At 65.8% G+C, this 21,093-nt stretch carries 23 protein-coding genes; 14 read left to right on the top strand and 9 right to left on the bottom strand.

The window, feature by feature from the left end; translation table 11 throughout:
• Positions 1–275: 275 nt before the first annotated feature.
• Entirely contained in the window at positions 276–485 is a 210-nt protein-coding gene (locus tag PQB87_RS25745) for a hypothetical protein (protein ID WP_027791660.1), read from the bottom strand.
• Positions 486–945: 460 nt separating this feature from the next.
• Between PQB87_RS25745 and PQB87_RS25740 the strand changes: the two genes are divergently transcribed.
• The 5 genes from PQB87_RS25740 to PQB87_RS25720 are packed head-to-tail and all read left to right on the top strand — an operon-like array spanning position 946 to position 4,863.
• Positions 946–1,362 (top strand): nuclear transport factor 2 family protein, encoded by a 417-nt coding sequence (locus PQB87_RS25740; protein ID WP_027791661.1) that lies wholly within the window; start codon positions 946–948, stop codon positions 1,360–1,362.
• Positions 1,363–1,365: 3 nt separating this feature from the next.
• Positions 1,366–2,223, top strand: coding sequence for an SDR family NAD(P)-dependent oxidoreductase (locus PQB87_RS25735; protein WP_174414038.1), 858 nt, complete (start codon positions 1,366–1,368; stop codon positions 2,221–2,223).
• 40 nt (positions 2,224–2,263) lie between these two features.
• Complete coding sequence (locus PQB87_RS25730; RefSeq protein WP_027791663.1) at positions 2,264–3,022, top strand: SDR family oxidoreductase; 759 nt, start codon at positions 2,264–2,266, stop codon at positions 3,020–3,022.
• Between the two features lie 37 nt (positions 3,023–3,059).
• A complete protein-coding gene (locus PQB87_RS25725; protein ID WP_261318356.1) occupies positions 3,060–3,896 on the top strand; it encodes an SDR family NAD(P)-dependent oxidoreductase in 837 nt (278 codons plus the stop codon).
• Between the two features lie 58 nt (positions 3,897–3,954).
• On the top strand, positions 3,955–4,863 hold the full coding sequence (locus PQB87_RS25720; RefSeq protein WP_489244248.1) for an NAD-dependent epimerase/dehydratase family protein: 909 nt from the start codon (positions 3,955–3,957) through the stop codon (positions 4,861–4,863).
• Between the two features lie 97 nt (positions 4,864–4,960).
• Here the strand turns inward: PQB87_RS25720 and PQB87_RS25715 are convergent, their stop codons facing one another.
• The 5 genes from PQB87_RS25715 to PQB87_RS25695 all read right to left on the bottom strand — a co-directional run bounded on the left by PQB87_RS25715 (position 4,961) and on the right by PQB87_RS25695 (position 10,427).
• The gene (locus tag PQB87_RS25715; protein ID WP_113046500.1) at positions 4,961–6,826 is read right to left on the bottom strand and encodes a phosphoenolpyruvate carboxykinase (GTP); all 1,866 of its coding nucleotides are present in this window, start codon (positions 6,824–6,826) and stop codon (positions 4,961–4,963) included.
• Between the two features lie 525 nt (positions 6,827–7,351).
• On the bottom strand, positions 7,352–8,128 hold the full coding sequence (locus PQB87_RS25710; protein ID WP_048025179.1) for a glucose 1-dehydrogenase: 777 nt from the start codon (positions 8,126–8,128) through the stop codon (positions 7,352–7,354).
• A gap of 116 nt (positions 8,129–8,244) precedes the next feature.
• On the bottom strand, positions 8,245–9,000 hold the full coding sequence (locus PQB87_RS25705; RefSeq protein ID WP_489244246.1) for an SDR family NAD(P)-dependent oxidoreductase: 756 nt from the start codon (positions 8,998–9,000) through the stop codon (positions 8,245–8,247).
• 9 nt (positions 9,001–9,009) lie between these two features.
• On the bottom strand, positions 9,010–9,876 hold the full coding sequence (locus PQB87_RS25700) for an SDR family NAD(P)-dependent oxidoreductase (RefSeq protein WP_489244244.1): 867 nt from the start codon (positions 9,874–9,876) through the stop codon (positions 9,010–9,012).
• A gap of 50 nt (positions 9,877–9,926) precedes the next feature.
• A complete protein-coding gene (locus PQB87_RS25695) occupies positions 9,927–10,427 on the bottom strand; it encodes a nuclear transport factor 2 family protein (protein WP_489244242.1) in 501 nt (166 codons plus the stop codon).
• Positions 10,428–10,639: 212 nt separating this feature from the next.
• Here PQB87_RS25695 and PQB87_RS25690 point away from each other — a divergent pair, with 212 nt between their 5' ends.
• From PQB87_RS25690 to PQB87_RS25675, 4 genes are all read left to right on the top strand, one after another.
• A complete protein-coding gene (locus PQB87_RS25690; RefSeq protein ID WP_489244240.1) occupies positions 10,640–11,152 on the top strand; it encodes a nuclear transport factor 2 family protein in 513 nt (170 codons plus the stop codon).
• A 51-nt stretch (positions 11,153–11,203) separates the two neighbouring features.
• Positions 11,204–11,920: an EthD domain-containing protein gene (locus PQB87_RS25685; RefSeq protein ID WP_489244239.1), complete on the top strand. Its 717-nt coding sequence runs from the start codon at positions 11,204–11,206 to the stop codon at positions 11,918–11,920.
• Between the two features lie 494 nt (positions 11,921–12,414).
• Positions 12,415–13,815: a hypothetical protein gene (locus tag PQB87_RS25680; protein WP_175830170.1), complete on the top strand. Its 1,401-nt coding sequence runs from the start codon at positions 12,415–12,417 to the stop codon at positions 13,813–13,815.
• On the top strand, positions 13,812–15,203 hold the full coding sequence (locus PQB87_RS25675) for a trypsin-like serine protease (protein ID WP_301861508.1): 1,392 nt from the start codon (positions 13,812–13,814) through the stop codon (positions 15,201–15,203). Before PQB87_RS25680 ends, PQB87_RS25675 begins: the two co-directional genes overlap by 4 nt.
• Before the next feature lie 90 nt (positions 15,204–15,293).
• Here the strand turns inward: PQB87_RS25675 and PQB87_RS25670 are convergent, their stop codons facing one another.
• From PQB87_RS25670 to PQB87_RS25660, 3 genes are all read right to left on the bottom strand, one after another.
• A complete protein-coding gene (locus PQB87_RS25670) occupies positions 15,294–16,259 on the bottom strand; it encodes an alpha/beta hydrolase (protein ID WP_301861509.1) in 966 nt (321 codons plus the stop codon).
• Positions 16,260–16,434: 175 nt separating this feature from the next.
• A complete protein-coding gene (locus tag PQB87_RS25665) occupies positions 16,435–17,304 on the bottom strand; it encodes a hypothetical protein (RefSeq protein WP_301861510.1) in 870 nt (289 codons plus the stop codon).
• A 141-nt stretch (positions 17,305–17,445) separates the two neighbouring features.
• On the bottom strand, positions 17,446–17,847 hold the full coding sequence (locus PQB87_RS25660; protein WP_059683644.1) for a TetR family transcriptional regulator C-terminal domain-containing protein: 402 nt from the start codon (positions 17,845–17,847) through the stop codon (positions 17,446–17,448).
• Between the two features lie 131 nt (positions 17,848–17,978).
• Between PQB87_RS25660 and PQB87_RS25655 the strand changes: the two genes are divergently transcribed.
• From PQB87_RS25655 to PQB87_RS25635, 5 genes are all read left to right on the top strand, one after another.
• On the top strand, positions 17,979–18,113 hold the full coding sequence (locus PQB87_RS25655; protein WP_256626316.1) for a hypothetical protein: 135 nt from the start codon (positions 17,979–17,981) through the stop codon (positions 18,111–18,113).
• Between the two features lie 315 nt (positions 18,114–18,428).
• A complete protein-coding gene (locus PQB87_RS25650) occupies positions 18,429–18,932 on the top strand; it encodes a YbaK/prolyl-tRNA synthetase associated domain-containing protein (RefSeq protein WP_059683646.1) in 504 nt (167 codons plus the stop codon).
• A 69-nt stretch (positions 18,933–19,001) separates the two neighbouring features.
• Entirely contained in the window at positions 19,002–19,640 is a 639-nt protein-coding gene (locus tag PQB87_RS25645) for a helix-turn-helix transcriptional regulator (RefSeq protein ID WP_021162168.1), read from the top strand.
• Between the two features lie 66 nt (positions 19,641–19,706).
• Entirely contained in the window at positions 19,707–20,681 is a 975-nt protein-coding gene (locus tag PQB87_RS25640; RefSeq protein WP_027791681.1) for a threo-3-hydroxy-L-aspartate ammonia-lyase, read from the top strand.
• Between the two features lie 151 nt (positions 20,682–20,832).
• Positions 20,833–21,081: a hypothetical protein gene (locus tag PQB87_RS25635; RefSeq protein WP_301861511.1), complete on the top strand. Its 249-nt coding sequence runs from the start codon at positions 20,833–20,835 to the stop codon at positions 21,079–21,081.
• Positions 21,082–21,093 lie beyond the last annotated feature (12 nt).

Genomic DNA, 21,093 nt, shown 5'->3' with positions numbered 1-21,093 from the left:
AAACCTGAGGGAAGCGATGAACAGCGGTGGATGCGGCGAGGGCCGGACAGGCGCCCGTTGCCGACGTTGCCGCGATGCCCCTATGCCCCTATGCCGGGACGGGCGTGCGACGGTGCGCGTGCGCGACGCACGCGTCCCGCGCCCGGTTGAATCAGCGACCCGCGTCAAACGGGATCGGCCCGCGCGATGATTCCGACGTGGTCGTGGCGAAGGGCGTCGGTACGCCATCTCGCCGCCACGGCTGCCGGCCTGCACGGCGCGCAGCCGCGCCGACGTCACATGCCGCGCAGCGCGGCGAAACCGAAGTGCGACGGATCGATCGGCACGCAGCCGGCCGGCAGCCCGTTCGCGTCGACCGAGCGGCATTGCAGGATGCCGGCCGCATACGGTGGCGACGGAACCTGATCGGCGCCGTATCGCGCCATCGCCATGGCAGCGAACGTGCCCATCGCCAGTACGCACAGCTTGCGAGTCGTCAGTCTCATGATCGTCGTCCCCTCCGGTTGTCCGCTGGTGCGGTTCGTGTCCGGCGCGCATCGCATGCGGCACCGGATGACTGCACGGTAGCCAGCGCCCGGCCGCCGGCCATCGTCCATTTCGACTAGGGGCAAACGCTGAGCGGCGGGCGCACGGCGTGTCGCATCGCAGCATCGTGCGCGATGGCTTCGCACACGCGGAGGAGACGCGGCGCGTTGCACGCCTGTCGCGGCCGGCCGCGCCAATCGTCAGACGCCTGTCGCACGCCGGCCGCTGCGCCGCACCATCCGGGCGCGATCACGCGGCACGCGGCGCCCGGCCCCGGTGTTTTCCCCGACCCTCGCCCTGCTCCGTATGGATGATGAGTCGCCATCGCTCCGATGCGAACCTTCGCCTCGACGTCGCAATGCCGCCGCGTCCGCACTCGCGGCGCGGCCGACTCTTTCCGTTCTTCCACGGGAGCACTGCATGACCGATTCGAATCCCCGCCACGCGCTGTATGAACTGGCGTGCCGCTACGCGCAAGCCGTCGACCGGCGCGACTGGCCGCGACTCACCGCCCTCTTCACGCCCGATGCGCAGCTCGCCGGGCCCGGCTTCCGCTTCGACGATCGCGACGCGATCGTGACGGGCATGCGCGTGATCGAGCGCTACGAAGCGACCCAGCATCACGTGCACAACCAGCTCGTGACGCTCGACGGCGGCGAGGCCGACGTCGAGACCTATGGCGTCGCCTGCCACGTCTACGTGCGCGACGGCGTGAAGCGCAAGCTCGACTGGGGGCTGCGCTATCGCGACCGCTGCGTGTTCGACGGCGGCACGTGGCGTTTCGCCGCGCGCACGCTGCACGTCGACTGGTCGCAAGACCTGCCGCTGGAGGGCTGAACGATGCGCACCGCTGCTCCCCTCGACGGCCGCACCGCACTCGTCACGGGCGGCGCCGGCGGCATCGGCGCGGCCTGCGCGCACGCGCTCGTCGCCGACGGCGCGGCCGTCGTGCTGATGGGCCGCCGCCGCGACGCGCTCGAACGCACGCAACGGCAACTGACCGACGCCGTGCCCGGCGGCCGCGTCGCGATCCACGCGGGCGACGCCTGCGACGAAGGCGACCTGCAGGCCGCGCTCGACTGCGCGTGGGCGCTCGACCATCGCCTCGACATCGTCGTGCCGACGGTTGGCGGTGCGGGCTTCCGGCCGCTGCTGCTGCACGACGCCGACACCTTCCGCGCCGAAATCGACCTGAACCTGCACAGCGCGTTCGCCGCGATCCGTCACGCCGCGCCGCGGCTCGCCGGCAGCGGCGGCGGCGCGATCGTCTGCATCTCGTCGACGGCCGCGCAGATCAATTTCCGCTGGCTGTCCGCGTACTGCACCGCGAAGGCTGCGCTCGAAGCGCTCGTGCGCGGCGCGGCCGAGGAACTGGCCGGCGCGAAGATCCGCGTGAACGCGGTGCGCCCGGGCCTCACGCGCTCCGAAGCAACGGCGCCGATGTTCGACAACCGCGCGCTCGTCGACAGCTTTCTCGAACAGATCCCGCTCGGCACGCTCGGCGAACCGGAAGCGATCGCGCATGCGGTGCGCTATCTCGCGGGCCCCGAGTCGGGCTGGGTGACCGGCCAGAGTTTCGCGGTCGACGGCGGCCACGAACTGCGCACCAACCCGCGCGTCGACGACACGATCGCGCAGATCTACGGCACGGCCGCGCTCGACGCGATCAAGGCCGGCCGCGCACCGGGCGCCGCATGAGCGCCCGCCTTCTTTCAACGTCAAGGGAATACGACCGACCATGAATCGAGTCGCAAACAAGGTCGCGCTGGTCACCGGTGCGGCAAGCGGCGTCGGCCGCGCGGATGCGCTGCTGCTCGCCGCCGAAGGCGCGCGTGTCGTGCTGACCGACATCGACGAGGATGCCGGCCGCGCGCTCGCACGCGAGATCGGCGACGCCGCACTGTTCGTCCGCCACGACATCGCCGACGAGGACGGCTGGCGACAGGCGATCGCATCGACGCTCGACCGTTTCGGCCGCCTCGACGTGCTCGTCAACAACGCGGCGATCTGCCCGGTCGGCTCGATCGAGGACACGAGCCTCGACACATGGCGGCGCGTGATGCGCACCAACGCCGACGGCTATTTCCTCGGCTGCAAATATGCGATCGGCGCGATGAAGGGCAACGACACGCCGGGTTCGATCGTGATGATGTCGTCGGTCGCCGCGCTCGGCGGGCTGCCGATGATGTGCGCATACACCGGGTCGAAAGGCGCGGTGACGGCGCTCGCGCGCAGCGTCGCCGTGCACTGCAAGCGCAGCGGTTACCGCATCCGCTGCAACTCGATCCATCCGGACGGGATCTGGACGCCGATGACGCAGGCGCTGATGCCCGATCTCGACCCGGCCGCGCTCGGCATCGGCAGCGATCCGATGGCACGCATGTGCGACCCGCGGGACGTCGCGAATCTCGTGCTGTTCCTCGCGTCCGACGAATCGCGTTTCGTGAACGGTGCGGAGCTGCGGATCGACAACGCGCAACTGGTGTCGTCGCTGTGACGCGACGCACTGCTCTCCCGTTCAAAGGAGTTCATCGATGATTTCATTCAACGGCAAGACCGTGCTGGTCACCGGCGGCGGTGCGGGCATCGGCCGTGCATGTGCGGAAGCGTTCGGCGCGGCCGGCGCGCGCGTCGCGGTAGCCGAGATCGACCCGGCCCGCGCGCAGGACGTGCGCCAGGTGCTCGAGGCGGCGGGCGTCGACGCGCTCGTCGGCACCGTCGACGTCACGCGCCGCGACCAGGTCGATGCGTTCGCACGAACCGTCGACGCGCGCTTCGGCGGCCTCGACGTGCTCGTCAACAATGTGGGCGACTTCCTGCAGATCGCGAAACCGTTCGACGACTGCACCGACGACGACATCGCGCGGCTGTTCGACGCGAACCTGCGCCAGGTGTTCGTCGTCACGCGCGCGATGCTGCCGTTGCTGCGCAAGCGCGGCGCGGGCGGCAGCATCGTCGGCGTGTCGTCGATCGAAGGCTTTCGCGCCATTCCGAACTGCACCGTGTACGCGTCGTTCAAGGCCGCGCTGACCGGCTTCACGAAAAGCCTCGCGCTCGAACTCGGGCCGGCCGGCATTCGCGTGAACCAGATCGCCCCCGAAACCACCGAGACGCCGCAGGTGCCCGTCAGCGCGATGGTCGCGGCCGAGCATCGCGAGCACATCCCGCGCTGGATCCCGCTCGGGCGCTTCGGCGCGGCCGGCGATATCGCGGGTGCCGCGCTGTTCCTGGCGAGCCCGCTCGCCGCGTGGGTCACCGGCACGACGCTGCATGTCGACGGCGGCGCGCTCGCGGCGGCCGGCTGGTATCGCGACCCGAACGGCTTCTGGACCAACATGCCCGTCGTCACGGGCAACGGCTTCAATTTCTGAGCGGCACCGCCCGCCTGTTCATTTCACGCGGCACGAAAGCGCCGCTACCGGAGACACCATGAAGATCCTGATCGTCGGCGGCACCGGCCTCATCGGCGGCCATGCCGCGCTGCACCTGCACGCGCAAGGCAACCGCGTGACACTCGCCGCACGCAAGCCACCCTCCGCCGGCAGCGCACTCGCGCAGTTCGACGTCCTGCTGCGCGATTACGTGGCCGGCAACTTCACGCGCGACGATCTCGCGCCGTTCGACGCGGTATTGTTCGCGGCCGGCAACGATATCCGCCACCTGCCGCCCGGCACCGACGAAGCCGCGCACTGGGAGCGCGCGAACGTCGACGCGGTGCCGCGCTTTTTCGCGCTCGCGCGCGACGCGGGCGTGAAGCGCGCGGTGCTGGTCGGCAGCTTCTATCCGCAGGTCGCGCCGGCGCTCGTCGACACGGTGCCGTACGTGCGCTCGCGCCATCTCGCCGACGAACGTGTCCGCGCGCTCGCGACGCAGTCGTTCGCCGTCTGCAGCGTCAACGCGCCGTTCGTCGTCGGGTCGGTGCCGGGGCTGCGCAACGAGATGTTCGCTGCCTACACGGGCTATGCGCAAGGCCGGTTCGCGGGGCTGCCCGTGTTCGGGCCGGCCGGCGGCAGCAACTTCATCTCGACGCAATCGCTGTCGGAAGCGATCTGGGGCGCGCTGCAGCGCGGCGAAGCAGGCAAGGCCTACCTCGTCGGCGACGAGAACCTCAGCTTCGCCGACTACTTCGCGGCCTTCTTCCGCGCGGCGGGCAATCCGCGGGACGTCCCGTCGCTCGACCAGGAGCATCCGCTGTTGCCCGACATCGCGATCTACACGGGGCGCGGCAACGTCGTGTCGTACGAGCCCGATCCCGCCGACAGCGCGCTGCTGCGCTACCGGCGCGGCGATGTGCAGCGTGCGGTCGATGAAGTCGTTGCGCATTGCCGCGCGCAGTAGGCAAACGGCGCGTGTGCGGCGCGAATGCAAAAACGTCCCGCCGCCGACAACGAATGCCGGCGGCGGGACGTCGGAACGACAACGTCGATGCGGGCCGTCAGGCGCCGATACGCTGCTCGATCTTCTTCATCGTGTCGGTCATTTCGGCCGGCAGGCGCAGCTTCAGCATGTCGAACAGCGCCGCATGCAGCTTCAGTTCCTCACGCCATTCGTCGGCGTTCATCGACGTCACCGCGTCGAACTGCTCGCGCGTGAAATCGAGGCCGTCCCAGTGCAGGTCCTCATACGCCGGCGACACGCCGAACGCATGCTCACCGCCGCCACCCGTGCCTTCGAGACGGTCGAGCATCCACTTCAGCACGCGCATGTTCTCGCCGAAGCCCGGCCACACGAACTTGCCGTTCGCATCCTTGCGGAACCAGTTCACGCAGTAGATCTTCGGCAGTTTCGCGCCGGCGCCTTCGAGCTGCTTGCCGAGCTTCAGCCAGTGCGCGAAATAATCGCTGACGTTGTAACCACAGAAAGGCAGCATCGCGAACGGATCGCGGCGCACGATGCCCTGCTGGCCGACCGCCGCGGCGGTCGTCTCCGAGCCCATCGTCGCGGCCATGTACACGCCTTCGACCCAGTCGCGCGCCTCGGTCACGAGCGGCACGGTCGTCGAACGGCGGCCGCCGAAGATGAACGCGTCGATCGGCACGCCGGCCGGGTTTTCCCAGTCGTCGTCGATCGACGGGCACTGCGCGGCCGGCGCCGTGAAGCGCGAATTCGGATGCGCCGCCTTGCGGCCCGTCTCCTTGCCGATCTCCGGCGTCCACGGGTTGCCCTGCCAGTCGGTCAGCTTCGCGGGCGGCGTGTCGGTCAGCCCTTCCCACCACACGTCGCCGTCTTCCGTCAGCGCGACGTTCGTGAAGATCACGTTTTCGGTGAGCGTCGAGATTGCGTTCGGGTTGGTCTTCACGCCCGTGCCCGGCGCGACACCGAAGAAGCCGGCTTCCGGGTTGATCGCATACAGTCGGCCGTCGCGGCCCGGCTTCAGCCACGCGATGTCGTCGCCGATCGTCGTGACCTTCCAGCCATCGAAGCCCTGCGGCGGAATCAGCATCGCGAAGTTCGTCTTGCCGCACGCGGACGGGAATGCGGCCGCGACGTGATACTTCTTGCCGGCCGGCGACGTCACGCCGAGGATCAGCATGTGTTCGGCGAGCCAGCCCTGGTCGCGCCCCATCGTCGATGCGATACGCAGCGCGAAACACTTCTTGCCGAGCAGCGCGTTGCCGCCGTAGCCCGAACCGAAACTCCAGATCTCGCGCGTCTCGGGAAAATGCACGATGTACTTGACCGGGTTGCACGGCCACGGAACGTCCTGCTGGCCGGCTTCGAGCGGATGGCCGACGCTGTGCACGCACGGCACGAAATCGCCGTCCTCGCCCAGCACGTCATACACCTCGCGGCCCATGCGCGTCATGATCCGCATGTTCACGGCGACGTACGGGCTGTCGGACAGCTCGACGCCGACGTGCGCGATCGGCGAGCCGAGCGGGCCCATCGAGAACGGCACGACGTACAGCGTGCGGCCGCGCATCGAGCCGCGGAACAGGCCGTTGAGCGTCTCGCGCATTTCGGCGGGCGCGATCCAGTTGTTGGTCGGGCCGACGTCGTCGCGCGATGCCGCGCAGATGAACGTGCGATCCTCGACGCGCGCGACGTCGGACGGATCGGATTGCGCGAGATACGAGTTCGGGCGCTTCGCCGGGTTCAGCCGCTTGAGCGTGCCCTGGTCGACCATCGCCTGGCACAGCGCGTCGTTTTCTTCCTGCGAACCGTCACACCACACGACGCGCTCGGGCTCCGTGAGTGCCGCGATGCGCGACACCCAGTCGATCAGCTTGCGATGTTTGACGAAAGCCGGCGGAGCGATCAGCGGGCCGTGTGTCGCTTCGGCCAGATTGTTTTGCGACATGAGGGTGTCTCCAGATTATTGGGCGAGGATGGGGGGTGCGGGGCGAGCCCGCGAGATGGGGGATGCGATTGGAGCGCAGGGTGCGGCGGCGCGCAGGACGGGACACGCGAGCGGAGCGCGTGTCGATGCCGCGATGCGTGCGAGAGAAGGTGACGTCTCGTTAGAAGGTGCGAACGCGAGTTTCGCCATGCAAGCAACCTGCCGTACAACTCCATGGCGACCAGCATACCATCGCCGTTATTCGGCAAACGTTGCGTTGCAACAAGAAACAACCATGCCGGCGAACCGGCACGCCGGTTGCCTGTGAATTATTTTTACAACGCCATCGCGCACGTTTCGGGAGTGAAACGGCCGGGACGGCCGTCCAACAAGGGTTTCGCGGAAGCGGCAAATCCGGCCCGCCGCGCCCGCGTTTAGCCAGCGAGCGCGCGGGCCGTGCGAATTCACGTTTTCGCTAGTCAGGCAAACCCTGAATTAGGTTGCGTACACAAACATCCGACGTGAACGTGCGGCAGGCCCATCCGCTCAAAACGGTGCGCCCGGCAATCCGGGGTAATACGCGCCTGCCGCCATCCCGCCGTCGACGGCCAGCTCGGCGCCGTTGCAGTACGACGCTTCGTCGCTCGCGAGGAACAGCGTCGCGCGCGCGATTTCATCGGGCAGGCCGACGCGTTGCAGCGGCACGTTCGCATAGTGCTTGTTGATTTCCTCGAGCGGCGCGCCGGTCGGGTTCGACATCGCGGTATTCACGCCGCCCGGATGGATCGAATTCACGCGCACGCCCTGATGGCCGAGTTCGAGCGCCGCGACCTTCGTCAGCCCGCGCACGCCCCACTTGCTCGACACATACGCGGCCAGTGCGTTCACGCCGCGCAGCCCGTCCACCGACGAGATGTTGACGATCGACCCGCTTTTCTGCGCGATCATGCGCGGCGCGATCGTCCGGATCCCGACGAACGTGCCGACGAGGTTGATCGACACCGCACGCTCGAAATCGCGTTTCGACAGCTCGGTGATGCCGCCGAACGTCAGCACGGCCGCATTGTTGACCAGCACGTCGATACGGCCGAACTGCTCGACCGTCGCTTCGGTCACGCGCACCCAGCTCGCTTCGTCGGCGACGTCGAGCCGCATGAAGCGCGCCGCGTCGCCGAGCTCGCGCGCGAGCGCTTCGCCTTCCGCATCGAGCACGTCGCCGATCACGACGCGCGCGCCCTCCGCGACGAACAGCCGGCACGTCGCCGCGCCCATGCCACGCGCACCGCCCGTGACGATCGCTACCTTTCCTTCCAGTCGACCCATGTCGTCCTCTCTTCGATTCCGGTTTGCCGGCCGCCGTGCGCAGGCGTGCGCGCACTTACCGGACCATGATTGGCACGCGGCCGGTGCCGCGCGCCGCGCGCCGTCAGCCGGCGTCGTCAGCCCCAGTACGCCTGCCCGCCGTCGAGCGGCAGCGTCGCGCCCGTCAGGTACGCCGCGTCGCGGCTCGCCAGAAACACGATCGCGCGCCCGATGTCCTGCTCGCAGTCGCCTACGCGGCCGAGCGGAATCGTGCGGAAAAACGCGGCGGCTTCCTGCGGGTTCGCGTCGACCCAGCCTTTCAGGCCCGGCGACAACGCGTGTGGTGCGACCGCGTTCACGCGGATCCCGTCCATGCCCCACTCGCAGGCAGCCGCGCGCGTCAGCGCACGAATCGCCTCCTTGGTCGCCGCGTACGCGCCGTAGCCGGACGCATCCCAGCGCACCGCGGCCGACGAAGCGAAATTGACGATCACGCCGTCGCCCTTCAGATGCGGATGGCACGCGCGCATCATGCGCAGCGTCGCGATCGGCCCCGACTCGAGCCCCGCGAGGAAATCCGCATCGGTTACGTCGAGCAGGCGGCCGAGCGGCACGACCTGCGCGTTGTTGATCAGGATCTGCACGCCGCCGAAGCGCGCAACGACGCTGTCGACGCACGCCACGATCTGCGCGGCGTTCATCACGTCGCACACGAACGGCTCGGCCACGCCGCCACGCGCGCGAATCGCCTCGCAGGTCGCGAGCAGCTTGTCGCGGGTACGACCGACCACCGCGACGTGCGCGCCTTCCGCCGCGAGCGCCTGCGCGACGCCCTGGCCGACGCCCTGCCCCGCGCCCGTCACGAGCGCGACCTTGCCTTTCAGGATGCCCATGTGCGCTCCTCAGGCGACGATCGCCGGATGGGCCTGTACGGGCCCGCCGAGCAGCTCGCGATACGACGGCGGCTGCTTGCCGTCGAGATCGGCGATGCCGTACCGCAACGCGGCTTCCGCGCCGACGAGCACCTGCCCCGACAACGCCATGCGCTGCGGATCGCCGTGGATCGCGTGAATCACGCGGCCCGTGAATTCCGGGCTTTCCGCGACGAGCGAGAATTCCTTGTACAGATCCGGGTGTTCTTCCCACACGCGCGTCGTGCGCTCGGTGCGCAACGGGCCCATCCAGATCGACACGGCCGCGACGTCGAACGGCTTCAGGTCGACGGCCATGTCCTTCGCGAACTTGTCGACACCGGATTTCTGCGCGCCGTAGGCCGCCCCGTGCATGTAACAGCTCGCGCCGAACGACGACGTGAACGCGATCAGCCCGCTGCGACGCTTCACCATCAGCGCCGCCGCGTGCCAGCTCGCGACATAGGCCGAGCGCAGCCCGACATCGAGGATGTTGACGAGGTCGAGCGACTTCTCCCAGAACGGGCCCGGCAGGATCAGTTGATCGTGCAGGTAGGTCGCGTTGTTGACGAGAATGTCGAGCCGCCCGCTTTCACGTTCGACGCGCTCGAACAGCGCCTTCACCTGCGCGTCGTCCGCGTGGTCGCACGCCACCGCGATTCCGCGGCCGCCGAGCGCATCGATCTCGCGTGCGGTCTCGTGGATCGTGCCGGGCAGCGGCGCATCGCCTTCGTTCTGCGAGCGGCCCGTGACGTAGACGGTCATGCCGGCCGCACCGAGCGCGCGCGCGATGCCCTTGCCCGCGCCGCGCGATGCGCCCGTCACGACGGCGAGCGGCGCATCGTGGTTCTGTGTCATGTTCGATGTCTCCTGTGGAATGTGCGCCATGTGCAAGGCGCTGGCGTGCGTCAGGCGGCCGGCGGCTGCGCACCGGCGAACAGCACGCCCGGCGCATCGCCTTCGTAACGGGCCGACAGCGTCGACGTGACGACGCAGCGCGTGCCCGCGATCTTCCATTCGCCGTCGACCTTCCGGTATTCGTCGTCGTAGTACGCGCCGAGCTGCGTGAGCATTCGCGCGTTCGTGTCGATCACCTGGTAGTGCAGGCCCCACGTGCCGCGCGCATGCACGTCGTCGAGCACGTCGATCTCGGGATTCACGCCGTGATGCATCTCGACGATGTGCGGATGGCAGCCGAGTTGCACGAATACGTCGACGAGCGCGTCGCGCGTGTCGAACGTGCCGATGCGGCCGTAGTCGATGTGCACGTGTCCGGGCACGAAGCAGTCGCGCATCCCTTGCGGGTCCTTGCGGTCGCAGCACGTGAAGTAGCGCGCCTTCAGCCGGCGGATCGCGTCGGCATCCTCGAGCCGGCGCACACGCGCTTCCAGCGATTCGATGAGGGTCATCCTGTCTCCTTGTTCGGTGCCGGCGCGGTTCGATGGCCGCGTCGATGCCACGTTATCGCCGCGCGAAGCGTCGGCCATCACCCGTTCGGATGAAACCCGCGATTCGTCCTCGCAGCGCGGGGCGCATGCGGACGGCGCGTTCGTCCGAACAGACGATGTGATGCAGTCGGCTTCGTTCCTACCATCGAACGACACCACCACGAGACCCGGCGATGGACGACACGACCCGCACGCTCCATGAGTACGAGCAGATCCGACAGTTGAAGTACCGGTATTTCCGCGCGGTCGACACGCACGACTGGGCGCTGCTCGCGGATTGCGTGACCGAAGACTGCGAGGCCCGCCTGTACGGCGGCCGCTACGTGTACGACGGCCGCGACGCGTTCGTGTCGAGCCTGCGCGAGCTGATCGGCAAGCCGACTTTCCTGACGATGCATCACGGCCATCACCCCGAGCTCACGCTGGTCTCGGCCGATCATGCGTGCGGCGTGTGGTTTCTCGAGGACCACGCGATCAATCTCGAGGACAACTACCTGCTGCACGGCACTGCGTTCTACGACGACCAGTACGTGAAACGCGATGGCGCGTGGCGCATTCACGCGACGCGCCACGAGCGCCTGTTCGAAACCGTCACGTCGCCGATTCCGCCGTCGTTCACGCTGACCGCGAACCGGTTCGCACCGGACGCCCCCCCGTCGGCCGGATCGCCTGAAATCGCTTCCTGAACCCCGGCGGCAACGCCGCCGATCCCGTCATTACCCTCTGGAGCCGGAGCAATGGAGAAAGTCATTTACGTGTTGTGGCGCGACGCGCAGGCTGCGCCCGATCAGTGGAACCGCACGGTGCGCGCGCCACTCGCCGACAAGCTGCTGTCGCTCGGTGCGCACGGCGTGCAGGTAAACGTCGCGGATACGGACGTCGCGCCGGCCGCCGGCCTGAAGCAGACCAACACGCACCCGGGCATCGACGGGATCGTCGCGGTGTGGGTCGATAGCGCAAACGCGATGTTCCGCCAGCCGTTCGACGACGCGGTGCGTGCGGTCGTCCCGCACATGGCTGCGTATCTCGTCACGGAGTCGCAACCGATTCCGAATACGCGCTTTCCGGCACGGCCGGGCGAGCGCACCACGGGCTTCTCGCAGCTCGCGTTCCTGAAGCGGCCGCCGCGCCTCACGCACGAAGCATGGCTCGACGTGTGGCACGGGCATCACACGCGCGTCGCGATCGATACGCAGGACAATTTCCTGTACGTGCAGAACGTCGTCGTGCGCGCGCTCACGCATGCGGCGCCCGGTTATGACGCGATCGTCGAGGAGTGCTTTCCCGCCGCGGCAATGACCGATCCGCATGCGTTTTTCGATGCGGTCGGCGATGACGAAAAATTCCAGCGCAATGTGGCCGAGATGATGGACAGCTGTGGGCGCTTCATCGACTTCGACAAGATCGATGTGGTGCCGACGAGCCAGTATGTGGTGAAGGCAGTGCGGGGGTGAGATCGGGGGGCGTGGGGGGCGATCCATTTCGGTGAAATTCGGTGTGGTGTCCCTTTGCGGGCCGGCGGCATGCAATTGCGTGGCACCGGCCTACTTCGATCCCAAATGTCCAATGTCTATACCCGCGTTATGCGATCGCCCTGAAGCGTCAGAGATGGATACGGTTCCAATCGATACGATATCGATTACATGCCAGCCCCGTTATCCTGAACCGGGGATGATCGGCCAAGGCGCTTCGTCACCCGTGCGAATGCCCGCCGACAACGTTTCGCTTCGCGGCTTACCCTTGTTATCAGGTCGTCCTGAGAACAATCGAGACGTGCGATCCAGACAGCACGCATATCGCATCGCCATTCCTCTAGACAAAGCCTGAATCGTTTCCTATTCTCCCTCTCAACATCGGCATTTTTTGCTCGCTCCGGCCTTAACAATCAGTCAAATGTCGGACGACATTTCGTCCTGAAGAAAACCAAAAAAGAAGGGGGAAGTCAAAAATGGCGAAGAAACTTGCTGCCTGGCTCATTTTTGTTTCGAGCGTCCCCTTCGTTCTTTCGTCCTGCACTTCCGTTTATTCAGTCAAACGTCCGGACGACTCCTCACCGATTTACGGCATCCCCTATTCCCTTCCGCAGAAAATATATATCGTCTCGGCCAAGTACACGATCACTCAGTGTGAACTACTGAAAAATGGATCGCTCCATATCCAGGTAAACAAACAAATCACCATCACGTCCGAGACACAGCCCGATCCCTCGGAGCGTTACTACATTCCCTATTCATCGCTCAGAAATTTCTTCAAAGATACGGATCTGACGGTAGAGAATTTCGACAATTCGACGCTGAAGTCGATAAATGCCACGATCGCGGACAAGACCGGCCCCACAATCACAGCTTTGGTTGGAACCGCGCTACGGGTCGCATCGCTGGCCGGCGGTGTGACGCTGACCAACGCCGGGGCGCCCCCGACCACCCAGGACATGTGCAAGGCCGACGTGCTCAAGGCTTTGAACGCGCAAGCCAAATCGCAAGCTCAAGGCTCTGGAAAAACCAAGGGTGCCGCGAAACCCGCAACTGCCAGTGCCACCGATACTGCTTCCGCAACGCAGGCAGCCAGCGCGCCGGACAGCAATTCCCCCACGACCTTCAGCACGGTGTTCGTGTGGCGGCCTCAACTGAGCGATACGCCTGATCCTAAACATCCCGAAATTTCCGGGCACTTCTACCCCAGGCGAATCCTGGATAGATGGCTTACCCCACGCGGTTATAAGGCACTGAATAATAGAGACCAGAATGAGGACACGATCGAGATTCCGGCCGGACAGGATGACGTGATCGTCAAATCACTGCGGACCGAACTTCGCATCGACCCGGTCGTGGTGCAGAAAAAAGTGAACATCGATAGCGCGTCCACCCAAGGAATCATCCTTCGCGAGCCTGCCTACGGCCTCCTGCAAGCATGCGACGAGGCCTGCCCCAATCCCATGCCCGGTGGTTCCGAATCGTCCGGGTACAGCACCCACGGTGTATTTCACGTGAGCGAAGAAACGGTGCCTCAACTCGGCTCCTATGTGATCCTCCCGCTCCGAAACAGAATGTTCGAGACTCAAACCGCGACGATCGCACTGTCGTCGGATGGCGCCATCAACAAGCTTGGACTGAAGTCGAACGCGACCGTACCGGATGCTGCCAGCACCGCCAACACCGATCTCGATGCGCTCCAGAAGGCGCGTGATGCTCGCGCGAAAGCCCGCACGGATGCAGCCGCCGCCGAGGCGAACGCGGCGCAGGATGCTGCCAAGAAGGTCACCAATGACAACAAGGCCATCTCCGAGTGCCTGAGCGCGCAAAAGGCTGTCCGCGATGCAAACGGAACCGTCGTGGGGAAATGTCAATGATGGCGGAAAGCGCGTCGCGTCCCAGAAGATTGACAACAGCGGCAACGCTGCTCGCGGCCGTATCGCTGAACGCGCACGGTCAGGCCGCGGATGAGAATGCGCGGGTGACGCACGCCGTCATACCGCTTGTCGCAGGAGCACTCGGCAAACCTGATGCAGCGCGCGCGGCACTGCCCGCATCTGCCGCACTGCCCGCTCCCGTGATGAATACGTTGACTGCGTTTCTTCGGACACGAGTCAACGTCGAGCAGATCGCGAACGGCACCATACCACGCGATGTCAAGCTCGACTTCGATGATGAAGTCAAAACCCGAGCCGCACTGCTGACGTTGGCGAACGCTGCGGGTAATTGCGGCACGCTCCTGGCCTCTTCACGATCGACGTTGGCCCTTGCAGCGGCAAGCGTCGAGGTAGATCCGGATCTCAAGCGTCGCATGGCGCAGCAGTACAGCATTCCGGCGCTGGCCGCCCTTCACCTCGGGGGGCCGGACATTCAGGTGATTTGCCCGAACACCGGCAAAGACCCGAAGTATGTCCCGCCACTTGTCGGCAAACACGATATACATCCAGCCAACAGCCACGTGGCAACGCCTTACGAGTTTTCGGGCTTCGATGACGTCGTGGCGATCAGCCTGGACGGAAAATACCAATGCTCGGGAACGTTGGCGACCCGCAACTGGATCATTACCGCAGCGCATTGCGTAACGGATGAGGCCAACAATCAGAAGCTTGCGCCCGATCGCCTCCGGTTCTACAAGTACGGCGAGACCGGGAAGGACGGGTTCTCCACGACGGCGCTGGACGGTTCGACGGTCTCTATCAAGGGACGAAAGGCGCGCGGCATCACACAGATCTTCGTCAGTCCACGTTGGGCCGCCACGCCGGCGAAAGCTACACCCGATGCGGTCGCGGACCAGGCGATTCTGGCGGTCGATTATGACGGAGCGCCGACTGAACACATCGTGTCGCTGACTCGAAAGTCCCCCCCGGTCAACACACCGATTTCGATCATAGGTTATGGATTCACCGGTTCGATCAACGATGTTCCCGGCGACAACCCTCAGTTGGGATGGAATTCCTTGTCGGAGTCGACACGGAATCCGGGCAGCGGCGGATGGATATATCTACAGCCAGCGGGCGTCGGCACCAATTGCATTGGAGATTCAGGAGGCGCAATATTCTCCGGGCATCTCAATGGCGCTCAGAACGAGACGCATGAACTCGTCGCCATCGTGAGCCGGATGGTCTATGCCGGTGCGTTCGACGGACCTGCGCAGCAAGGTAGCGCCGCGAATTGCGTCGGTCAGGCAAGCATCAACTCTCTCATTACGGAGGAATCGAGACAGTTTCTATGCGACGCGGCACACAATGACATTCATGGATGTTGATGCCAGTATTTCGTCGGGAAATGTTCAGAGGCACTTGCTGATATTCGCGTTGCCGCCCGGCAGCGACGAGCGAACCGGATTCGACCACGACTAGCCCCGACTCGCCGTCGCCGCATGCACGAACGCCGAAATTGCCGCCACCACGCCATCCGCCAGCGGCAGATCCGGGTTCGAATAAGCGGCGAGGTTTTCCTGCAGCGCCGACGTGCGAACCGTCTTGAGCACATGATTGGCGTCGGCGATCAGCGCCATTTCGGCCTGCGGATCGGCCTGCTTCAGAAGTTCCGCGTCCTGTACGGTGACCTGGATATCCCGCGCCCCCTGCACGATGAGCACGGGCTTCATGTAACCGGCCAGCAGCGCTGCCGGATCGAGGATCAACTCGCTCATCAGGAAGCGCTGGACTTGCGGCCTGAACAACGGCATGAGTGCCGGGTCGATCCTGGCTGCGTCTACCCGTTCACCTGCCTCCAGGGATTCGACGATCGACATTGCATTGGCAAGAATCGGCGCATTTGCCGGATTCGATTGCAGTTGTTGCCTCAACACGGGCCCTAGCGGGCGCCCTGCCGTCGATACCAGGATCAGGCCGCCGATGTCGTCCATTTGCCGGGCAGCCGACAACGCCACCCATCCGCCCTCGCTATGCCCCAACAGCCACACCCGGGAAGCTCGCGTCCGCGCGCGAATGGCGGCGACCCACGAACGGACGTCGGCCGCGTACTCGTCGATCGTGACGTCATCGGCATCCGGTATCGCCGACGCGCTGCCGTACATGCCGCGCTTGTCGATTCGAACCGATGCGATTCCTTCATCGCGCAATCCTTCCGCGAGCAATCGGTAGGTCGACGGCTGAATCCCGTTCGGCGCGTTACCGTTCCTGTCGGTCGGGCCCGAGCCCGGCACGATCAGCACCACCGGGGCATCGCCGGAACCCGGGGACAACAGCGTGCCTTTCAACGGGCCGGCCGGGCCCGGCGCTTCGATTTCCGTCTGCATGGTTTGTAAAGGATCTCTCGAATGAAGGGCGAGAGCCATTGTGATGCTTGCGAACATCGCCGTCACCATCGGCCCCGGCCGCGCATGAAACCCTCGACGTCTTCCCGGGATGGCAACGACGTCCTGGCAACACGGCGATCAATTGCCAACGACGGAAGCGGCTCGTTCAAGCCGTCGTACCTGGCCGACGCCTGTCGGATGCAATTGACCGAGGCCGCCCCGTTCTTGCCCGTCAGTCACCCGTGAACCGGCGCGGCTGATACGTCTTCCCGTTCCAGGTAAAACGCGCGGACTTGCCCGCCCCGGCCTTTCCCTTGGGGCGCACAAGGAGGTCGTAGTGCCCGTTCGTCATGTGAGGACTGAACGACAGCACGTAATGCGTCTCCGTCGTATTTTCCGCATCACAGGAATCCCGCCGGGCATCGCCCGGCTTCCCGCGTTTTCCGTCGTTCTTCTCCTCACATTCCGCCGCCCCGTCCTTGTCATAGGTCGACCAGTCGGTAAGCGCGGAGAAGACGGGCGTCACGCGACCATCGCGATAACGGTACAGGCTCAGTATCCCGGTCGAATCGCTATGTGCGGTCGACGTGTAGTTATTGCCAAAGAGCACGCCAAAGGCAGTTTCCTGCGCGCTGATCCGGTAGGGAATGACGTCCATGGCCAGGAAGGCACTCCATAACATCGGCGACGTATCGACGCGCTCGCTCCGATCGCTCGCGAGCAGGCGGAACCCTTGCCCGTCGCGGGTCAGCACACCTGTCCACAACTCCGCGTCGACGGTCTCGGTCGGGCGCTGGACCAATGCGGCCACGACCCAAAGCGGCCCGGAAGCCGATGGACCATGCGCCCATGGTGACAGCGCGACACCCTTCACACTGTCTGCCGGGGCCGGGTCCGTGCCCATCAGGGTACGCAACGCAGCTTGTTGCTGCTCGTCGTCGGTCACGTTGCTCGACGCAAACGCGCAGTGCGCAACCAGCGCCAGGACGAGCGTCAGCACCGTTTGGATGGAAAAGTCGAGTTTCCTGCTTCTTCGGGCGCGTGAATATCGCCGCCCAAAGGATGAAGCATCTCCGCGCGCTTCCTGCATGCCGATCGACATTGCCCGTGTTCTCCTCGTAGATCCTGTTTCCAGCCAGTTGCAAGCAAGTTTCGTCGCGTCAACGTCTCTGCGCCTGACTCGACGGGCTTCGACCACTCGAGCCGATGCCGGAGACGTCGAACCGCATCGCAGCGATTCAATTCATGGCGCCTTGGCTAAAGCCAGAACGGCCATCACCGCATCGTCCTCGATTCCCTTGATATCAGACGGGAAACGGTTTCTTTGCGGTATCAACACGATGAGCCCCTCGATCTGCGCGGTAACCAGCGCGGCTCGCCTCGCGAGCGCGGCTTGCGACAGCGCCGGGTTCACGGCCTCGATGAATCCGGCGATCACGCGCCGTTGAAACCCGTATCCCTCTTCGAGCATTTTCCGCGCGAACTCCTGAGTCTGCGCCAGTGCCCAGAAGTTCACGAACAGGCTTTGCGTCCGGGGCTGCTTGCCGTCCTCGAGCAACAACCTGACCACTTTCTCCAGGCGGCCCTCGGCTGTCAGCGACGTGTCCGCGCTGACACTGTCGTACGTATTGGCGTAGGCCTCCATCGTCGCGGAAAATCGGTTTCATCGACGACGAACGCATCATCTACTCGGGTGGATGTTTCGGTCACGGCGTCGCCCTGACGCACCTCAACGGCCGGACGATCGCGGACATGCTGAGCGGGAAGCAAACGGCCTTGACGGACTTCTGGATCGTGAACCGCAAATCGATGTCGATGAAGAGCGACACGCTGTCGTTCCTGTTCGGCAGGGCGGCCCGTCAAGCGCTGAAGACCTGGGACCGATGGGAGGAGCGAGGATTGACGAAGTAACGGCGGGGGATCGCGCGTTCCCGTCCTGGCCGGCGGCATGACGCTGGCGCCGGAATCCCGTCGCGATTCCCCTCGCCCGAAGTCCTCATCCTTCAACGGGCCGCACGCCGGCAATTCCCCGGCGCTCATCAACATTGCGCAACGCAACTGTTTGTCGATCCCTTTTCCACCCGCAGCGCCCTCCACGCCCCGCCCGCACGCACCTTTGCCACGCCCATGACAAAACGTCTATAATTGGACAATCCATCGACTGGCACGCCGAAGCATTCGCCCCTGGCGCGCCTCGATTCCCCGGCCCCGCCTGCCCTGAGCGACATGAGCGACTACCCCGTTTTCGACACGCTTTGCGATCTGCTGAACACGTCCGGCGCACGATTCCGCGTGCTGGAACATCCGGCCGAGGGAAAATCCGACGCGATCGCCGCGCTGCGCGGCACACGCCCCGAACAGGGTGCGAAGGCGATGCTGTGCACGTTCAAGGACGGCGGCGACGCCACTGCGCTCGCGGTGATTCCCGGCCACCTGAAGATCGATTTCCGCAAGGTCGCCGATGCGGTCGGCCGTCGCAAGGCGACACTCGCATCGCCCGATCTCGCGGCCGCCGTCACGCGCTGCGTGATGGGCGCCGTGCCGCCGTTCGTGTTCGACACCGGTGTGACGCTCGTCGTCGATCCCGCACTGGTCGAACACAACACCGAGATTGCATTCAACGCGGGCCGCCTCGACCGCTCCGTCGTACTCGACGCGGCCGACTACGTGCGGATCGCGCAGCCGCTGCTCGCCGACATCACGCGGCCGCAAGCGGCGGACGGCGAGTAACCCGCCCGCCGCCGGTCGCCCATTTCCCGACGCCGTCAAATCGATCCGAACCCCGAACGCGAAACCACCATGACCACCACCCGGAACAAGGCGCCGTCCGAGCAGGCATCGCTGATCGAACAGGTGCAGCGCATTGCCGAAGGGCTCGGCGCGATGTTCGCGCCGTTCACCGAGGTCGTGGTTCACGACCTGCGCACGCCGAAGCACGCGATTCTCGCGATCCACAACAACCTGTCGGGACGCGCAGTCGGCGATCCCGCGACCGAGCTCGGCCTCGCCCGCATCGCGGATGACGATTTCCCGCAAGTGCTCGCGAACTACCCGAACCGCTTCGCCGACGGCCGCACCGCGAAAAGCACGTCGATCGGCATCAAGGATTCGACCGGCCGCTACGTGGCCGCGCTGTGCCTGAACGCCGACACCACGCTGTTCCGCGGCTTCCAGGGCATGCTGAACCAGTTCTGCAGCACGGACGGCGAAGCCGTCGCCGAAACGCTCGACCCGGCCGGCGCGGACGCGATCCGGCAACGCATCGACGCATTCGCAATGCGCCTCGCGACGACGCCGCGCGAACTGAAGACCGACCAGCGCCGCGAGCTGATGCAGGCGCTGAAAGCCGACGGTTTCCTCGAAGTGCGCCGCGCGATGGAAATCGTGTCGCAGCATCTCGGCGTCTCGCGCGCGACCGTCTACAACGATGCGAAATGATTCCGGATTCCGGCGCGCCGTGCGCGCGGCGTCCCTGTTGACTGACCTTTCCGACCCCAAACGACCATGAACGCTCCGACTCTCCCCACGTACGACGACGTTGCCGCCGCCGCGGCCCGGCTCGAAGGCCATGCGCACCGCACGCCGGTGATGACGTCGCGGACGATCGACGAAGCGCTCGGCGCGCAGGTGTTCTTCAAGTGCGAGAACCTGCAGCGCATGGGCGCGTTCAAGTTCCGCGGCGCGTTCAACGCGCTGTCGCGCTTCGACGCGGAGCAGCGCCGCAACGGCGTCGTCGCGTTCTCGTCCGGCAACCATGCGCAGGCGATCGCGCTGTCGGCGCGCATCCTCGGCATTCCCGCGACGATCGTGATGCCGCAGGACGCGCCGGCCGCGAAGATCGCCGCGACGCGCGGCTACGGCGGCAAGGTCGTGACCTACGACCGCTACACCGAGGATCGCGAGCAGATCGGGCGCGATCTCGCGGCGCGGCACGGGCTCACGCTGATCCCGCCCTACGACCACCCGGACGTGATCGCCGGCCAGGGCACGGCGGCCAAGGAACTGTTCGACGAAGTCGGCCCGCTCGACGCGGTATTCACGCCGCTCGGCGGCGGCGGGTTGCTGTCGGGTACCGCGCTCGCGACGCGCGCGCTGTCGCCGCACGCGACGCTGTACGGCGTCGAGCCGGAAGCCGGCAACGACGGCCAGCAATCGTTCCGCTCCGGCGCGATCGTGCATATCGACACGCCGCGCACGATCGCCGACGGCGCGCAGACGCAGCACCTCGGCAACCTGACGTTCCCGATCATCCGCCGCGACGTCGACGACATCCTCACCGCGACCGACGCGGAACTGGTCGACTGCATGCGTTTCTTCGCCACGCGTATGAAGATTGTGGTCGAGCCGACCGGCTGCCTGTCGTTCGCCGCCGTGCGACGGATGAAGGATGCGCTGCAGGGCAAGCGCGTCGGCGTGGTGATCAGCGGCGGCAACGTCGATCTCGAGAACTTCTGCACGCTGGTGTCCGCGTCGGCGTGACCATCGCGGCGCGCATGACCATTCCGTGATCCGCGCCGCACTCCGCCGCATCGCTCCTTCACGCCGCGTTAAGTTTCGCGCCCTAGACTGATTACGTTGCACCGCAGTCAGTCGCGCAGTCAGTCGCGCAGTCAGTCGTGAAGGAGCCACCATGAAAACGCACGCGATCGTCGCCGCCGCCCTGGCGGCCGCTTCCCTTTCGGCGTTCGCTCAACCGGGCGTGACGTCATCCGGTTTTCCCGCCGCGTCGCCGTACGACGCCGTCGCGCAAGCGACGCACCGCTCGCCCGCCGCGTTGCCGCACGCCGGCTTCGTGCTCGCGAAGATCGATCAGAACAATACGCCCCCCGATCGCGGCGGCGACCCGAGCGGTCGCACGCATTCCGGCACGCACATGTGACGGCTCGCGCCG

Source organism: Burkholderia sp. KL41, assembly GCF_057005415.2.
Note: the sequence above shows the minus strand (reverse complement) of the source record. Positions and strands in the feature narration are given on the sequence as shown.

Bases quoted from the DNA above. Each gene is read 5' to 3' on its own strand.
- PQB87_RS25680 (WP_175830170.1), top strand. From the start codon at position 12,415: ATGGCGAAGAAACTTGCTGCCTGGCTCATTTTTGTTTCGAGCGTCCCC.
- PQB87_RS25660 (WP_059683644.1), bottom strand. From the start codon at position 17,847: ATGGAGGCCTACGCCAATACGTACGACAGTGTCAGCGCGGACACGTCG.
- PQB87_RS25720 (WP_489244248.1), top strand. From the start codon at position 3,955: ATGAAGATCCTGATCGTCGGCGGCACCGGCCTCATCGGCGGCCATGCC.
- PQB87_RS25690 (WP_489244240.1), top strand. From the start codon at position 10,640: ATGGACGACACGACCCGCACGCTCCATGAGTACGAGCAGATCCGACAG.
- PQB87_RS25695 (WP_489244242.1), bottom strand. From the start codon at position 10,427: ATGACCCTCATCGAATCGCTGGAAGCGCGTGTGCGCCGGCTCGAGGAT.
- PQB87_RS25670 (WP_301861509.1), bottom strand. From the start codon at position 16,259: ATGTTCGCAAGCATCACAATGGCTCTCGCCCTTCATTCGAGAGATCCT.
- PQB87_RS25665 (WP_301861510.1), bottom strand. From the start codon at position 17,304: ATGTCGATCGGCATGCAGGAAGCGCGCGGAGATGCTTCATCCTTTGGG.
- PQB87_RS25725 (WP_261318356.1), top strand. From the start codon at position 3,060: ATGATTTCATTCAACGGCAAGACCGTGCTGGTCACCGGCGGCGGTGCG.
- PQB87_RS25640 (WP_027791681.1), top strand. From the start codon at position 19,707: ATGAACGCTCCGACTCTCCCCACGTACGACGACGTTGCCGCCGCCGCG.
- PQB87_RS25710 (WP_048025179.1), bottom strand. From the start codon at position 8,128: ATGGGTCGACTGGAAGGAAAGGTAGCGATCGTCACGGGCGGTGCGCGT.
- PQB87_RS25685 (WP_489244239.1), top strand. From the start codon at position 11,204: ATGGAGAAAGTCATTTACGTGTTGTGGCGCGACGCGCAGGCTGCGCCC.
- PQB87_RS25645 (WP_021162168.1), top strand. From the start codon at position 19,002: ATGACCACCACCCGGAACAAGGCGCCGTCCGAGCAGGCATCGCTGATC.
- PQB87_RS25650 (WP_059683646.1), top strand. From the start codon at position 18,429: ATGAGCGACTACCCCGTTTTCGACACGCTTTGCGATCTGCTGAACACG.
- PQB87_RS25730 (WP_027791663.1), top strand. From the start codon at position 2,264: ATGAATCGAGTCGCAAACAAGGTCGCGCTGGTCACCGGTGCGGCAAGC.
- PQB87_RS25635 (WP_301861511.1), top strand. From the start codon at position 20,833: ATGAAAACGCACGCGATCGTCGCCGCCGCCCTGGCGGCCGCTTCCCTT.
- PQB87_RS25700 (WP_489244244.1), bottom strand. From the start codon at position 9,876: ATGACACAGAACCACGATGCGCCGCTCGCCGTCGTGACGGGCGCATCG.
- PQB87_RS25705 (WP_489244246.1), bottom strand. From the start codon at position 9,000: ATGGGCATCCTGAAAGGCAAGGTCGCGCTCGTGACGGGCGCGGGGCAG.
- PQB87_RS25675 (WP_301861508.1), top strand. From the start codon at position 13,812: ATGATGGCGGAAAGCGCGTCGCGTCCCAGAAGATTGACAACAGCGGCA.
- PQB87_RS25735 (WP_174414038.1), top strand. From the start codon at position 1,366: ATGCGCACCGCTGCTCCCCTCGACGGCCGCACCGCACTCGTCACGGGC.
- PQB87_RS25715 (WP_113046500.1), bottom strand. From the start codon at position 6,826: ATGTCGCAAAACAATCTGGCCGAAGCGACACACGGCCCGCTGATCGCT.
- PQB87_RS25745 (WP_027791660.1), bottom strand. From the start codon at position 485: ATGAGACTGACGACTCGCAAGCTGTGCGTACTGGCGATGGGCACGTTC.
- PQB87_RS25740 (WP_027791661.1), top strand. From the start codon at position 946: ATGACCGATTCGAATCCCCGCCACGCGCTGTATGAACTGGCGTGCCGC.